The organism is Amycolatopsis sp. (assembly GCF_035276945.1).
Lineage (GTDB): Bacteria > Actinomycetota > Actinomycetes > Mycobacteriales > Pseudonocardiaceae > Amycolatopsis_E.
This window is the reverse complement of sequence record NZ_DATELF010000029.1, coordinates 1-14,271: the sequence shown is the minus strand read 5'-3', so window position 1 is coordinate 14,271 and position 14,271 is coordinate 1. Positions and strand designations below refer to the sequence as shown.

Genomic DNA, 14,271 nt, shown 5'->3' with positions numbered 1-14,271 from the left:
CCTATGGCTATGGGAACCTCCGACGAAGCCGCTTCGACCACCAGATCGTGTGCCAAACGGTGGATGGAAAGTCACCACCAGGTCGCTGGAACGGTCGAGTAGATGCCCATCCTGCCGGACACGATCGACGGTCACCGCTACGCACGGCCAATAGATCGACAGCCACCCATCCTGTGTTACACCTTGAGATAATTAGGCGACGACCTCCCCCGAAGCCCTGTAGATGATTACTTCCGACTACACTTTCGAGTAAGGTTTGATAACGTTCCTGGATCGACGGGGCGCATCGAGACCAAGTTTCTTCATCGTCCTCCACCTCCGACGGCACCCAGTTCACCGGCACCGGCCAAAAATGGGACGACTGCTTCGCCAAGGACACCGAGATCCCGCTTTCCGGCGACTTCGACGGCGACGGAAAAACCGACATCGTCACCTTCACGCGCGGTGACGCCGCCCAGGTGTATGTCGTCCTCTCCGATAGCACCAAGTTCGTCGGCGACGGCAAGCTGTGGCATACCCACTTCGCCGCCGGCACCGAAATCCCCACCGTGGGGGACTTCGACGGCGACGGCAAAGCCGACATCATCACCTTCACCCGCGCCAACCCCGCCCTCGTCTGGGTCGCCCCGTCGAACGCAACCAGCTTCGGCACAGCCGCCATATGGCACAACGCCTTCTCCGGCGGCGGCGAATACCCCCTCCCATCCCGCATCTTCCCCTAACCTACCGCTGGCGGGGGGCGCTCTAACCCCGGCGCCCCTGCCAGTTCCGAGCAGTCGTATACCTCCGTCGAACCGATCACTGCGGCAGCAACGCGATGCGTAACTGCTCGAGCTCCTCGGCGTGTGCGCGGTGCTCCGGACCAGGTCGCATTTGGCTCCCGAAGTGATAGCCTTCGCCGAGATCGGTTGAATGCCAGTCTCGCTAGCGTCCGACCAGGTTCGGACTGCACCTACAAAAGGCCTGCATCAATCGCCCCAAAGTTCAGGCAGGTTGGGATGATGCAAGAACCTTCGACGGAAATGCTGGAGGTGAACCAGCTGGCGCTTGATCGCGATACGCAGCTATGGTCTGTCGCATGAACACGCATCCTGTGCCTGGATGCCACAAACATGTGTTCGAGTCCCCCCCTCGGACACATTGCCAACCTCCTGACCTGCGCATTTCTGTTGATCACCTGCAGTTCCTTGAGTAAATCCCCTGGTCAGGAGCGTGCGGGCCAAGTCCCTTGCGGACACGTACACGCATCCTCACCGACGCCAGCCTGGACGCGATCATCATCGCCGTCATCGAAGCCTTTGGCATCGACGCCGAAGGCGCACTCGCCGCTGTGGGCGGCGCCTCCGCCATCGTCAACGGCGTCCAACCCGCCATCCAGGCCGCGATGAGCGGCACCCCACCCCCAACGTCGAAGGCGTCAACGCCACCAAGATCGCCGATGAACTCGGTGCCGACACCCATCCCACCCGACCGCAGACCCCAACGCCCAAACCTGGCGGTCACCCCACCCGTATCGGAGAGGGCGAAAGCACCGCCAATCGCGCTGCAGCGCGAGGATGGAGGCGAGGCGTCACACACACGGAGCTGTCACGAGGCCGCGAGCTCCGGCGTCAGGGTGTCGTTGCCGATGACCTTGCCGTTATGGGTGACGATCACCTTGTCGCCCTTTATTTCGTACTGATAGGCGCCGTTGCGGGCGACATAGCCTGTCGCGGTCGGGGCAGCGGCCATCGCGATCCCGGTCGTTGGTCGGTCGGTGTACTCGCCGTAGTAATACACAGCCCCGGATCCCAGGCGGCAGAGCACGATCTGTTTGTCAGGGGTCCGGTACGCGGCCACCAGCTCGGTGTTCGTCGACTGCGGCAACCGGGCCGCGATCCGGCTGGGGCACGTCTTCGTGGTGGGCATCGGCTCGTCGTGTTGACCGGTGATGGACTGGCTCACGCCAGACCAGTCGCACGCTCGCAACGACTGAATGACCCCGACCAGCACCACCATGATGAGCACGGCCTTCAAAAACTTCGCGACAGGAAAACCGCCGGATGCCGGGGCGGCAGACGGGGCGTGAGGCGGTGCGGCGGGTGCCGTACGTTCGGCTGGCGCGGCATCGGCCTCACGGGAGGTCCGCCCGGGCGGGCGGTAGCCCGCCGCGCCGCTGGTCGCGGTGGGAAAGAACAGCGGCCCAGACGGCGCACTGGGCCCGGACGGGCGAGGTGCCCGCTCCGAAGCGGGCTTTTTTCCCACAGCGGGACCGATCCGCCTGCCGTCGGCCGGCGCGGGGCGCGGACGGCGCGGCTTGGGGCCGGGCCGCGCCGGTGGCCCGGCCCGCCCCTTTCCTGTGGCCGTCTGAGGGCTGCTGCAGCCCAGGCAGTCAGCGTCGGCATAATCGTTCCACACGTCGCACTGCGGACACCGCCACGAATTCGTGGCGGTGCTCGCGGCTCCTTCGTGAATCGACTCGTCACACACCATGCAGCGTTCGCTGCCCACGTCGTTGTACGTGTCACAGCTGCCGCAGCGCCATGTCGAAGTTGTCACGGCATTCCCTTGTTCCTATAGCGGGCGATCACGCTCGGGGTGTGGTTCGCGCGCCGCCGCGGCGAGCTCGGCGAAGATCCCTTCCGACTCCAACAGCGGCCGAAAACTCATCCAGTCCGGTGTGTCCGGAATAGACAACAGAGCGCCTGTGGGTGGCGGGGTGGGGTGATCCGGCGGCACCGGGTCTGTGTGTCCAATGTGCGCGGCCGGTCCGGGAGCGCCCCGATCCAGGACCGGCCGGCCCAGCCGCGCCAGGTACACTTCAAGCAGATGCACGATGGTCCGAGCGACGGGCAAGCTGTCCGGGGGAACCGACAGGCGAACTGCCAGCACGCTCGCCTCGTCCCGCTTCGGCATGAATCGCATCGTCAGTTGCGCATGACCGGAGCCGCCGTTCTCCCGGACTTCAGCCCGGACACAGGTCGCCGTCTCCAGCCGCAGGCAGGACTTCCCGTTCCACCGGACTGTCACGCTCTCTTCCTCATAGGCCAGTACCGCACCGGCGCACAACAGTTGGCGCGCTGGCGGGCGGACCGGAGCCCCGGCGGACCGCCACGAGTCGCGGGCGGTCCACTCGCCGTCCGAAGCCGTTCCCAGTGGTGGCCCGAGGTCCCCCTCGGTCGCCCTCGCCCTCAGGAATCTCTTCATCCGAGGCTGTTCGCAATCGTGTTGATGATCTCATTCATCTCAAACTCCTCCAGGCCGTCTCCGGCCACGGACGGGAAGTGCATGGTGCGGTTCCATTCCTCCGCGATGCGGTTCCACGGCTCGGAGTCCGACGCGAAGAGCACGAGCCGTTTCGCCGAGTTGTCCATCACCGCGCTCTGGCTGCGCGCGTAACCCCACCGCTCGAACAGGTCGTCGAGATTCCCCGGGATACCCTTCGGGTAGTTCCGCGCCCTGACCGCCTCGGGTGAGCCGAGTGGATGAGCCGGGGCGTCGGTGAATACCACGATGACGTGACGGCGGCGATCGAGACCCTTCTCCCACGCGGAGTTGATTGCCAACGCCAGTGCTTCCAACCCGGATTCCGGGATGTCGCCGCCTCCGGCGGGTTGTAGCCTGCTCACGAACCGCTCGAAGTCCGCAGCTCTGGCCGGCAGCACCATGAAGTCGCTCTCTTCCATCGCGTCGTCCGCGTTGTCACCGAAATCTCGGAACGCGATCACTTTGACCCGCAACTGGCTGATCGACTTCCCTTTTTCGTCCATCGCGGTCGCCAATCTGTCCTGAAAGGATAGAGCACTCTTCTTCACCGCCTCGAGCACCGGTTTCATGCTGTAAGTCACGTCGATGCACAAGGCGATGTCCACGGCGTATTCCAGATTGCGCTGCTGGCGTTCGAGGTTTCCTGACATGTTCTTCCTCTCCGATCCATAGTTATTTCATGCGTTCACGCCTCGAGATTGATCCGGACGCGCGAGGATGTCTTCGCGCCCGGACCGGGCTTGACGGCGGTCCTGTCACTTCCGGTGGCGCCGTCCGCCTGTTTCCCCTCTAGGTTCTTGTGGACACGGCTGGCCCTGGATTTCGAGCCGGCCGCCGGCTCGGCCTTGGAGCCGGACTTCGAACCGGCTGTCTTCGGCGACCGAGTGGCCGGCCTGGCCGCGGCCGGCCTGGTTCGCCTAATCAACGCACAGATGTCCTGATTCCCCAACTGGTCCAGCACGTCGGCGATGGTCGGGCGTGCGCCGGGCGCCCGGGCGGTCATGGACGTGACCAGCTGCCGCATGCCGGAACTTAACCTGCCGTCCAGGTTCAGCGTCACCCCCGCATTGACCGCGTCGGCGGGCGAGTCGAATCTCTCCGGAAAGCGCGGCAGGTCACCGGTCAGGTAGTAGTACGTCATCAGGCCGAGCGCGAAAATGTCTACCGCGGTCGTGAGGAACCGCGGCTGGACCGAGTCGTCCTGCTGGATGTACCGCCGCCATTCCGGTGCGCCGAACCTGACGTCTCCCCCGATCAGGCTCGGATCCGGCGGTTGCCCCGCCAGGTACGAGTCATCGAAGTCGATCAGTTTGGCCGTGTAGAAGGCGTTCGCCGATCTCCGCTGCACCAGGACGTTGCCGGGCTTGAGGTCTCCATGCACGACATCGATGTCGTGCAGTTGCTTGAGGCTCAGCACGAGGGTCCGCAAGAGCACCTGTTTCTTGCGGGGGTCGAGTGACTGGGGCTTGTCAAGAGTGGACGTCTCGATCCGTTCCGTCGCCTTGTAGTACGTCGAGCCTTCACAGAAGAAATCCTTCGCCAGCACCAGGTTCCCGCCTCCGGCGGCGTCGGGGCGGAGAAGCTTCATGATCTCGTAGTGCCGGTTTTCGAATTCCTGACATTCCTCCAGTCGTAGCCGCTTGCTGGTCTCGCTCGCCGTGGAGTCCGCTCGGGGACGCTTTGGCTCCAGGAAACACTTGATGAAGAACTGTTTCCCGCCGCGTTCCGCGAAAGCCCACAGGCAGTTCCCACCGCTGTTGTTGGTGGGTTCGCTGACGATCCGGTAACCGTTGATCACATCGCCGAGCTTCATCGAACCGGCTCCTCCGGTAGAGCCGGCATGAGCCGCTCGTATTCCGGCTGATACTTGTGCCACGCCAGGGCGCACCACTGTCGCCGCAAGCCGTCGTCGGCGTTGACGTCCGGTGGAACCGGCCAGGGGTAGCTCGTCGTCACGTCCCGGGTGCGCGGGGCGAAGCTGTCCCGCAACTGATCCAGGCTCCGGTATCCGAAGCCGACCAGGCTCAGCGAGGCGTCGTCCCCGGTATAACTCACCACCCGCTCGGCCAGCCTACGCGCCCAATCCCGCCCGTCCCATGCCCGGGCGAGCGTGTCGAGCAGATGGAATTCGAAGTGCGCCGGCGTGTCCACGTACCCGAAGAACCCGTCGGTTGCGCAGACCAGCACGGCGGGCAAAGTCACGCGGACGGTGTGCGAGTCGAGCACGAACTCCTTCCCCGCGCAGAGGACGTTCGTCATCGGAGGATCTTGGTTCAATTGCTCGAGCGCGTCGGTCTCGACGGTGTGATCCCTGGTCAGCGCATGCATACCGCCCCAGGGCTGGAGCGTGTACGCTCTGGAGTCACCCGCCCACAGTGCAGTGCACTCGACCTGGTCTCCGCTGCGCTCGTAACGGATCGCGGCCATCGTGGTGGGCAGGTTCATCCGCATGGTGCCGACCAATTTGCTCCGGGTGACCGGGCGCTTCAGCGTGAAGGTCGCGGCGATGTGTTCGTCCAGCGAGGGCGTATTCCCCGGTGTGCCGTCGAGGGTGGCCCGGAACCAGGACTCGACGGCGATCTTCGCCACGCGCGAGCCGGTCCACGCTCCGCTGCGCGGTGTCCCGTTGCCGGAGCGGTATTCCAGTGCCGCGCCTGACCCACCGAGACCGTCGAAGACGCCGACAATCCCAGTCCCGGTCGGCACATGGTGCGCCAGCAGAGGCTCCGCGTCCTCTCCCTGGCCGGCCCGGCTTTCCGTCCACACGCCGATGCCCAGGACGTCGGCATGACTGCCATACCATGCCGCGGCGCTGCCGCCAGGCGACGTCTCCGCCGAATTCCGCATTTGCAGTCCTTTCTGTCCCAAGGCCGGTGGTCAGGGACGGGCGCCGCGCACCCGGCTGACCCTCGGCGTGCTTCCACCCGACGGCGTTCCCCCGGTCGGCTCGTCGTCCGGTGGCGCGTCGGCAAACCGCACGGCCGGTTCTGCCGCGTCCCGGGTGGGGGAGCGGTACCCCTCGGTGCGCGATCCGGCCCGGTCGCGCTCGCCACCGCCCGCACCGAGTTCTCCGGCCACGACCGAGCCGCGCACCCGGCTGGACCGCACGCCGCCGAACGGCGCGGTGGAGCCGCCAGCCAGCCGGTTCAGCAGGAACCGTTCCGCCTCCACCGAGTCGAACGGTTCGCGGTCCGGGTCCGAACGCTTCAGGACGGCGTCGTAAGCGGCCAGAAGTTCCTTGCGTTCTGCGGCGTCGATCGAGCTGATCACCTCGAGCGCCGCTCTTGGTCCCTCCCGTTCCGCGATCGCGGCGACCAGGGCCTCGGGACCGTCCCTGCGCAGCACTTCCAGATGGTGGTTCCGGCCGAGGTCCGCCAGCCGGCTCTCCCGCCCGGCGTTGCGGAAGGACCGTCCACTGGTGACGATCTCGTCCTCGTCCACCAGGAGTTCGACGTGGATGTTCCGCAACCGGATCGCCGTATCACCAGCGAAATGGCGAACCTCGTCGTTGAGCGCAGTTTGCGCGTCGTGGAACCGGCTGATGTCGAAGTCCTTGGCCACACTCCGCAACATCCATTTGAGAGGGTCGTACAGCGACCCGCTCATGTCCGTGATCTCCCGCCTGACGATGTCGGCGGGTTCGATGACCTGGCAACGCAACCCGACGCGGCTTCGGAACGCGAAGTTGGGGTCCTCGCTCAGCAGGGGAATGTCGAGGACGAGCCGGTGCTCCGCGACGTCGATCAGATACATGTGGCGGTAGATGCCGTGACGGGCGTTGGGAATCGGCTCGCCGTGCCGGATCGTGATCATCCCGTCGACGTGCCGGTCGAGCACCAGCGCGATGTGTGGTTCCGGTGGCCGGAGCGGTGCCAGCATTCGAAACCGGGGAAGGCTTCGGCTGTCCAGGATCGGGTTGTAGGTGAAGGGCAAATTCATTGGTTCTCCTTGTGCGTCTGGGGAGGATCGCGATTGGTCAATCGGATCCCGGCAGGACCGACAGGATTTCCGCGGCCGTCCCCGACGGGCGGCGTCGGTCTTCAGCCCACTGCCGGAGGTAGAACGCCAGTCGTTCCCGGTGCCGCCCCGGCTCGGCGGCGACGCCGAGCAGGATGGCGCGCATGTTGCCCAACACCAAGTGGTCCCGCTTCGCGTAGCCGTCCAGGATCTCCCGGATGGCTTCCAGCGCCTGGGTCTGCGCCGGTTTCCTGGCCAGCGCACGGGCCCACAGTTCGACCAGGTTCGCGTGGAACTCGCGGGAGCGGGTGAGTAAGCCGGGCGGCCGCACACCGGTCTCGTCAGCGGATGAGATCGGCTGGCTCGCCGCGAAGACGAACACCGACAGCGCCTTCGTCACCAGGGGTGACGAGTCCTGCGGCTCCGACCAGTCCCGCAACGCCGAAAGAACCTCGGCGACACAGCCATTTTCGATCAGGTAGGCGACGCTGACGCCGGTCGTCCGCAGGGTTCCCCAGTCGTCTCGGTCCAGCACCCGGCGCAGTAGGCTCATCGCGCGTTCGGGCTGCTGCCTGGCCATCCCGCTGGCCATCGCAGCGGCGGCGGTCAGCGACCGGCGGCGCGCGACCGGTGTGCCGCCTTCGGCCGCCCACATTTCGAGCAGCCGCCACACAGAGTCGGTCAGGGCGGCATGCGCCCCGGCGACGGACAACGCGGCCGCCGCAGCATGCCGCACGGCCTTTTCCGCGCCGCCGGCCCAGGAGCGCAGGAACCGGTGCAGGGCGTGGTTGAAATCGGTCCACGCCAGCACCCCGGCGGTGACCGAGGTCCGGGCTCGCACCTCGACGTCGGGATGGATGATCAGGCGGCGCAGCCACTTCAGGATCACCGAGCGAAAACCATCCAAATAGGTCCATCCGTAACCGAGCACGGCCTGCTGCACGAGCGGATCCCGAAAGCGGACCCTCGGCAGCGGAGGCAGGGCACCATCGTGGTCCTTCCTCGGCGGCACCGAGATCTCCAGCAAGAGGTGCCCGGAGTCCAGGCTTTCGCGGAATCGCAGGTCCGGGCTCGACGGTGTGTCCGCGCACAGCATGGCGTGGAGTTCCATGGCCGCGTCCGAGACGATCAGGTAACCGGCGTCCTCCAGCACCGCGGCGGCCAGCGTGAAGCAGCGCGCCCCAAGGTCCTGATGCCGGCTGAACCACCGGTGTACCTGTCCCTCTGGGTCGCGCAGCCGCCTGACCTCGGCCGCCAGGTCGCCGCCTGCCTTGATCACGTCCGCAAGCCGCGCGGCGACATGCGGTGCCCGGACATGCTCGATGAGCTGGAGACCACCCGCCGCGGTCAGCCTGTCCCGCAGCTCCGCGAGATCCGCCAGGCCGGGATCCGCGCCGAGCACCCGCCGGTCGATGATTGCCCGGGGGTCGACCGTGCCCAGGAACGTGATCACGTGGTCGCAGCGGACCGCGGAGGAGACCAGCTTCCCCCGCGGCGGCCCGGTCACGACGACTAGGAAGCTGTCGTGCTCCGTGAGCACGGCCGACATGGTGCTGATCCAATGTTCGTCGATCGTTTCACCCGTCGGGTCGGCTCGCTCGTCGTCGAGCACGACGATGTAGCCGCTGCTGGAGGTCGGTGGGCGCCACGACGTGTCCGCGAGATCCTGCGTGTCCGGGATGCGGTAAAGATCCCCCGCACCGTCGGCGACGTAGGTGGCCACGACCTCGGCCCCCAGATTGACTCCGGCGGCCTCCCGGCCGGTGCCCGGCGGGAGAGCCAGGATCACCACGCGCCCCTTCGCCAGCCTCTCGCGTGCTTCGGCAAAACCCTCCGGGAGACAGTAGGAATCGACGAAGTCGGCGTAGATGGCGCCGTCGATCCGTGTCGGCCGGTCGATGGGCCGCGTGGCCGCCCCCGTCCCCACGGCCATGCCGCCAGCCACGCTGACTGTGCCGGTGAACATGGCGAGGGTGTCGATGCGCGGGCTGGATGGGTCTCGCTGCAGGCGCTGCGCCACGGCTTCGGCGATGCTCGCGACCTGCGCCGCCTCGACGTCGTCGTCTTCCACGCTTCCCTTGCGCAGTGCCCTGAGAGCGTCGTCTTCGCTGAGCGGAACGTCGTCCGCCGCGTCGGGCGTGGGTGCCGCCGCTGCTTCCGGGGCCCGTTCGTCCGCGGCGGGGTCTTCCTTCCGGTCTGTGTCCGGTTCCTCGGATCCGGTCATGTTCGCGAAAGCCCTTTCATTCTTGTGGCCTCATCGGCCGATGTTGAAGTCGCCACTCACGCTCACCTGCTCCTGGAACACCGTCGCGTGGTCGATGGAGTCGGCGACGATGGCCGGCCCGGCCGGCGACGTGGACGAAGCGGCCAGAAGGTCGACTTCCTTCCGGAAGGACACGTCCTGCTCCAGACGGACCACAATCAGGGAACGCAACTCCCGGACGACGGCGGGGTCCCCCGGATTACCCTCCACTTTGGTCAGTACCGCTTCGGCGGTCTCGTCGCCGTCGAAGGTCCTGCGCAGCAGTTCGATCATCTTGGCGGAGGGACCGGCCGCGGGGCGCTGCACCAACTGGCGCCTGACGGCCTGAACGGTCAGTTTCGTCGCTTTATCGGCCAGGGTGTGCATGTTGTCGTCCTTCCCATCTTTCGGCGTCCACGCGGTGGTCCCGGCGGCGTTTGGCCGGCCGGACGCGGTGAAATCGGTTGAATCGTCGAGATCGAGCGCGGGATCGCGCGCGAGGATCTGGCGGCGGAGCTTGAGCAAGGCCGGACCAGGGGCACTGTCGCTGTCCTCCAGCAGCCGCGCCGTGATCACTTGGAAAGCGGTCTCCGCATCGCCAGGGCGACGAGCCCGGTAGCACGCCAGCATGTACATCCCCATCAGTTGTTCGTCGAGCGGGGACGCGGCAGTGAGGTCCGCGAGTTCGCCGATGATTTGGCCGTGCCGCCCGAGCCGCAGTTCGGCCTTCAGGCAAAGGACGCGGACGCTTTTGCGGTCCTCCGCCAGACGGATCCGTACCCTTTCCGCCCACTGACTGGTGATGTCGGCGAGAGCATCTTCACCGTTCCACTGCGCGATGGCCTCCCGGCACAGGCCAACCACCTCGGTGTTGTCGTGTCCGTCCGCCTGGCGCGCCTTCGAGAACAGGTCGCGGAACCGGTGCAGGTCGATGTTCTCTGGGCGAATCAGCGCGCGATAGCTGGCACCGGTGGCCGGTGGCAGCAGTTCTCCGGTGCCCTCCTGCCCGGCGTCGAGGTATTTTCGCAGGTCGCTGATGTAGTCGCGAAGCAGTTTGCAAGCCGTTCTGGGCCGGTCGATGCCCCAGACCCGCTCGGTCAACTTGTTGACGCTCACCGGTTGTCCCGTCTGCACCAGCAGCGCGGCCAGCACGGCCCGGTGTTTCGCTTCGCCGAGCGGGAACCGCTCGCCGTCCGTCTCCGCGGCCACGTCTCCCAGCAACTGGAACCGCATCTTTCGCTCACCTTTCCTGAACTGGGGCCGTCCCGTCGGCCCGCGCACCCGATTCCTTGATCATCTGACTCCGAACTCGCTCCGTACTCGCCTCCGACCGATTACAGGCAATTCCTCCGAATGTCCCAGCCCACACTTCTCACGTGGCCGACAAAAGGGTCGCCACGAAACCAAGGAGTAAACAAAAATGAATGTCGAAACGAAGTCGGGAATCGCGAAGAAGACAGGCTGGTTCGTCAGTGGCTACTGTCAGCAGGGCACCTGCGTGGAGGTCATGATGAACGAGAACTGGGTTATGGTCCGGGATTCCAAGGCTCCCGCGGGTCCCGTCCTCGCCTACACTCACGACGAGTGGAAGGCTTTCCTGCTCGGGGTGAAGAACGGCGATTTCGACCTGACCTGACCGGCCCGGTCGGGGAGTGCGGCGGGCGCTACCGCCGCACTCCCCGTATCCTGCCTGGACTATCGGCCAGCGCTGTCCCGGAATTCCTCGGCCAGGTTGACCAGGTGCTTCCGTGCCTCGTCGCCGTAGATCGCCATTCCACTCAGCTTCATCCAGTGATCCAGGTATCGGGCCACCGCATCCGAGTCGCCGATGATCAGATTGGCATGAATCGTTTCGACCTCCACAAAGGTGTCCATATCGCCGTCATCCCCGCTGTACACAGAGAATCCGTGAGAGTTGGGTACGGTCGCTTCTTGGCCCTCCAGAATCAACCCGACTGAAACATTCTCCAGGGTCGTTATCGAAGAAATCCTGTCCAGTTGGGCGAGTAGTGTTCGAACCGGGCCGGGACGCCAGCGCAGCGCGGCCTCGGTGATGAGGAACTCGAATCGTTTTTCCTCGTCGTAGAGCACCACCTGCCGGTCCATCCGCCCAGCCACCATAGCGGCGACGCTCCGCCGCTCATCGGGGCGCAGCATGGACAGCAACCGCCGGGCGTAGTCCGCGGTCTGCAGCAGACCGGGGACCACCGAGTGCTGGAATGTCCGGATCAGTCGCGCGCGCACCTCCCGCCCCAGGACCTCTTCCTGCACGTGTGCCGGTGACTCCACTCCGGTCGGCCACGTGCGCACCTCGGTGAAGACGGCCTCGGTCGCCATCATCAGCAACTCTCGTCGTTCATCGGACGCTCCAACTACCTCACACCACCGTGAAACCTCAGGAAGCGTCGGGACGGTGAGGCCCGACTCGATTCGCGAAACCTTGGACTGGCTGATCTTGATCCGCCGTGCGAGCTCACGTCCGGGAAGGCCGGCCATTTCCCGCAGTTGGCGCAACTCCATTGCGAGCCGCAGTCGCCTGCCGGGCGGTTGCGTTCCCCCACCCTCAGCCACGGCTCCCACGACCCCTCAACCCTGTCGACGAACCCCCATGATCCATTTCTATTCTCTCCGATGCGTTCATCGAACAGCCAAACGAGTGTCCTGTCAACAGCTAAGCGTCACTTCGCTCCGTGTCGCTCCAACTTTCGTCGCAGGCGCCCCGGACGTTTGCTCGACACTCGACCCTCTATGATTCATAATGATTCACCATGACCCACAGGATGCGACGTAGGGCTTCAGACGTCAAGTCGGCGGCGGTGAGGCGCAGGCTGATGCTTCGGACCACCCGCGGAACGGGCACGACATCGCGCCTCGGTCGCCGCGAACTGAACGGAACCCGGCACCGGGGTGGATGGAGCGTGCGCCACGGGTCGGTCCGGACCACGGCGCTCCGGTCGCTACCTGCCGGCCGCCGCCGCGCGGTCCTTCAATTGGCCATCGCCGCGGCGGGCGGTGCCTCGGCCAACATCTCCTCGAACTCTCCTGTCCTGGCCGTGGGCGTGGTGATCATGGCGATCTTGACGGCGGTGATCGTCCTGGTGCCACCGTGGCCACCTGCCTTTCGGCGCCGGAAAAAGGGCAGAAAACAGCGCTGATAAAGCCGCAGCATATGCGGAGGGAACACCGGCGGTGCCAACCGAGGGGCAGCGCGGACCACGGCGGGCTCGATTGCAGACGTGGCGACACCGCCGGGGCGCTACGCCCCGAGGACGACATGATCCGCCTGATATCCCGCCTACTGGACCAAATTCCGGGCGATGTCGTGCTGCACTCATCCTTTGAGCACATCTGGCTGCTACGCCGCGACGGTGAACTGAGTGTGAGCGAGCAGGAAGACATCTGGCCTCCAGAGCTCATTTTCACCAGCCGCTTGGCGGAGTCGCCTCCTGTCCGCACTACCGACGTCACTGCGGCCGTCGGCGGCACCGATCGCGTCTCGTGTCGTTCGCGTCCAGTGTCCGCTGCGCTGCCGCTCCTCGTGGACGGACCACCGGACGACATGATCGGGTTGACCCATACGTCCCGGTCAATCGCGAGGTCCGGTTGCAGTCGCATCGTCAAGACTTCGGCAACGTCGGAGGCCGAACCTGTGAGCGCTTTCGCCGCGTCCGCCCAAGTGACCGGCCCGCCGAACTTCCAGGCGAAGACCACCCTCGTGCCGCAACAGCCGACTCCGTCACATGGCGCGGAACGGCCCGCGCCGGTACACGAGCGTGAAACCGCGCAGTACTCGCGGGCGGCCCGCCACCTCGACACCCTCGGCGAGCGTAAGCCAAATCACCGAAGCGCCCTTGTCCACCGTGAAGCCGCCTCCGTGAAGGTCCAGGTCAGTGACGACGAGATGCTCGACAAAGCGGTGATCCTCCGTCCGCGGGTTCCACGAAGTCGGGATTCGCCTTCAGCAGCCTGTCCTCGTCGCTCAACCGGTGGCCACGTGACATGTCAATCTTGGTTGACCGGCGGGATGCGTGCTGTTGGATGACGGGATGTTGCGGCTCGGCCCGCGCGCTGACCGTGCTCGCGTCTACTCCCACAACGGCCCTGAGAGGCGTTATTGTCGTCGTAGTGATGGTGCACTCGGAGGTACTCCAGATCGTCGAGGCCGGCGTTCGTGTCGCCGTGGCGAGTGAAGTCGGACAGCACGACGTCTGGTTTGGCTCGTGTCAACGCTTTCAGTGCGGTGTCCCTGTCTGTGGCGAGTGAGACGTCGGCACCTCGTTTGGCGAGGAACTGCGCCAGTTCCGAGTTGGTTTCGGGGCGGTCGGCGATCCACAGAATACGAAGTTCCGAAAACCTTGCCGGTGCCAGGTCGGAGCTCTAGTCGGCATCGAGGGCTCGGGGGATACGCAGGAAGTGCCGGGGCTCGCCAAAGCCGGCGTCGGCGGTGAAGTCGGGGTACGCCGTCGGCGGGCCATAAACCATGACGGGCGTTTGTGTCAGGGGCCCGCTGCAACTGAGCAGAGTTGATCGGCCCGTCGAGACTCTGGAGTAGTGCCACGAAGTCCCGGTCCGCGACGAGCGCGGGGAATTCGGTGGACAGCTCGCGTTCGAGGTCGGCGAGGTACTGCGCCAGTTCTCGATCCGACTGCTCGTCCTGCGGTGGTCTGATTCCCTTGCCGCGGAAATCGCATGGTGCCGGCCTGCGCGGAAGGTTTGTCCAATATGGAGGTTGCGGATCGGCTCGGGATCCACCGGGTGACGGTGGGCAGATAGCGCTCCCGGTTCGTCGCGCAGCGATTGGACGGACTTGTCGACGAAGACCGGGC

General features: G+C 65.7%; 14 protein-coding genes and 1 pseudogene. 3 read left to right on the top strand and 12 right to left on the bottom strand.

Features of this window, described 5'->3' with window-relative positions; all coding sequences use genetic code 11:
• The first annotated feature begins 272 nt into the window (after positions 1–272).
• Complete coding sequence (locus VJT49_RS04070) at positions 273–722, top strand: VCBS repeat-containing protein (RefSeq protein WP_324163326.1); 450 nt, start codon at positions 273–275, stop codon at positions 720–722.
• Positions 723–1,587: 865 nt separating this feature from the next.
• Here VJT49_RS04070 and VJT49_RS04065 read toward each other — a convergent pair.
• The 8 genes from VJT49_RS04065 to VJT49_RS04030 form a co-directional block, all read right to left on the bottom strand.
• Positions 1,588–2,007 carry a hypothetical protein gene (locus VJT49_RS04065; protein WP_324163314.1) on the bottom strand — a complete coding sequence of 140 codons (420 nt, stop codon included), beginning with the start codon at positions 2,005–2,007 and terminating at the stop codon, positions 1,588–1,590.
• 546 nt (positions 2,008–2,553) lie between these two features.
• Complete coding sequence (locus tag VJT49_RS04060) at positions 2,554–3,186, bottom strand: hypothetical protein (RefSeq protein WP_324163313.1); 633 nt, start codon at positions 3,184–3,186, stop codon at positions 2,554–2,556.
• Positions 3,183–3,851 carry a vWA domain-containing protein gene (locus VJT49_RS04055; RefSeq protein ID WP_324163312.1) on the bottom strand — a complete coding sequence of 223 codons (669 nt, stop codon included), beginning with the start codon at positions 3,849–3,851 and terminating at the stop codon, positions 3,183–3,185. The genes VJT49_RS04060 and VJT49_RS04055 overlap by 4 nt, the downstream gene beginning before the upstream one ends.
• Positions 3,852–3,931: 80 nt before the next feature.
• Entirely contained in the window at positions 3,932–5,059 is a 1,128-nt protein-coding gene (locus VJT49_RS04050; protein ID WP_324163311.1) for a protein kinase domain-containing protein, read from the bottom strand.
• Positions 5,056–6,093 carry a serine/threonine protein phosphatase gene (locus VJT49_RS04045; protein ID WP_324163310.1) on the bottom strand — a complete coding sequence of 346 codons (1,038 nt, stop codon included), beginning with the start codon at positions 6,091–6,093 and terminating at the stop codon, positions 5,056–5,058. The genes VJT49_RS04050 and VJT49_RS04045 overlap by 4 nt, the downstream gene beginning before the upstream one ends.
• Before the next feature lie 30 nt (positions 6,094–6,123).
• Complete coding sequence (locus tag VJT49_RS04040; protein ID WP_324163309.1) at positions 6,124–7,185, bottom strand: hypothetical protein; 1,062 nt, start codon at positions 7,183–7,185, stop codon at positions 6,124–6,126.
• A gap of 37 nt (positions 7,186–7,222) precedes the next feature.
• On the bottom strand, positions 7,223–9,427 hold the full coding sequence (locus VJT49_RS04035; protein ID WP_324163308.1) for a hypothetical protein: 2,205 nt from the start codon (positions 9,425–9,427) through the stop codon (positions 7,223–7,225).
• Between the two features lie 30 nt (positions 9,428–9,457).
• On the bottom strand, positions 9,458–10,678 hold the full coding sequence (locus VJT49_RS04030) for an AfsR/SARP family transcriptional regulator (protein ID WP_324163307.1): 1,221 nt from the start codon (positions 10,676–10,678) through the stop codon (positions 9,458–9,460).
• Between the two features lie 187 nt (positions 10,679–10,865).
• Between VJT49_RS04030 and VJT49_RS04025 the strand changes: the two genes are divergently transcribed.
• Positions 10,866–11,081 (top strand): DUF397 domain-containing protein, encoded by a 216-nt coding sequence (locus VJT49_RS04025; RefSeq protein WP_324163306.1) that lies wholly within the window; start codon positions 10,866–10,868, stop codon positions 11,079–11,081.
• Positions 11,082–11,140: 59 nt separating this feature from the next.
• Here the strand turns inward: VJT49_RS04025 and VJT49_RS04020 are convergent, their stop codons facing one another.
• From VJT49_RS04020 to VJT49_RS04010, 3 genes and pseudogenes are all read right to left on the bottom strand, one after another.
• Positions 11,141–11,782 (bottom strand): DUF5753 domain-containing protein, encoded by a 642-nt coding sequence (locus tag VJT49_RS04020; protein ID WP_324163325.1) that lies wholly within the window; start codon positions 11,780–11,782, stop codon positions 11,141–11,143.
• A gap of 15 nt (positions 11,783–11,797) precedes the next feature.
• Positions 11,798–11,965 (bottom strand): annotated as a pseudogene (locus tag VJT49_RS04015) (helix-turn-helix domain-containing protein); the annotation flags it as partial.
• A 466-nt stretch (positions 11,966–12,431) separates the two neighbouring features.
• Positions 12,432–12,614, bottom strand: a complete 183-nt coding sequence (locus VJT49_RS04010; protein WP_324163327.1) for a hypothetical protein — start codon at positions 12,612–12,614, stop codon at positions 12,432–12,434.
• Between VJT49_RS04010 and VJT49_RS04005 the strand changes: the two genes are divergently transcribed.
• Complete coding sequence (locus VJT49_RS04005) at positions 12,615–13,487, top strand: SitI3 family protein (protein ID WP_324163324.1); 873 nt, start codon at positions 12,615–12,617, stop codon at positions 13,485–13,487. It abuts the gene before it with no gap.
• 335 nt (positions 13,488–13,822) lie between these two features.
• On the opposite strand, the gene VJT49_RS04000 is transcribed toward VJT49_RS04005, so the two are convergent.
• Positions 13,823–14,271 (bottom strand): hypothetical protein (locus tag VJT49_RS04000; RefSeq protein ID WP_324163305.1); only part of this gene is annotated, 449 nt, incomplete at its 5' end.

Excerpts from the sequence above, each read along its gene's own strand:
- VJT49_RS04040 (WP_324163309.1), bottom strand. The coding sequence starts at position 7,185 with ATGAATTTGCCCTTCACCTACAACCCGATCCTGGACAGCCGAAGCCTT.
- VJT49_RS04035 (WP_324163308.1), bottom strand. The coding sequence starts at position 9,427 with ATGACCGGATCCGAGGAACCGGACACAGACCGGAAGGAAGACCCCGCC.
- VJT49_RS04025 (WP_324163306.1), top strand. The coding sequence starts at position 10,866 with ATGAATGTCGAAACGAAGTCGGGAATCGCGAAGAAGACAGGCTGGTTC.
- VJT49_RS04020 (WP_324163325.1), bottom strand. The coding sequence starts at position 11,782 with ATGGCGACCGAGGCCGTCTTCACCGAGGTGCGCACGTGGCCGACCGGA.
- VJT49_RS04060 (WP_324163313.1), bottom strand. The coding sequence starts at position 3,186 with ATGAAGAGATTCCTGAGGGCGAGGGCGACCGAGGGGGACCTCGGGCCA.
- VJT49_RS04010 (WP_324163327.1), bottom strand. The coding sequence starts at position 12,614 with ATGCTGCGGCTTTATCAGCGCTGTTTTCTGCCCTTTTTCCGGCGCCGA.
- VJT49_RS04005 (WP_324163324.1), top strand. The coding sequence starts at position 12,615 with ATGCGGAGGGAACACCGGCGGTGCCAACCGAGGGGCAGCGCGGACCAC.
- VJT49_RS04050 (WP_324163311.1), bottom strand. The coding sequence starts at position 5,059 with ATGAAGCTCGGCGATGTGATCAACGGTTACCGGATCGTCAGCGAACCC.
- VJT49_RS04030 (WP_324163307.1), bottom strand. The coding sequence starts at position 10,678 with ATGCGGTTCCAGTTGCTGGGAGACGTGGCCGCGGAGACGGACGGCGAG.
- VJT49_RS04045 (WP_324163310.1), bottom strand. The coding sequence starts at position 6,093 with ATGCGGAATTCGGCGGAGACGTCGCCTGGCGGCAGCGCCGCGGCATGG.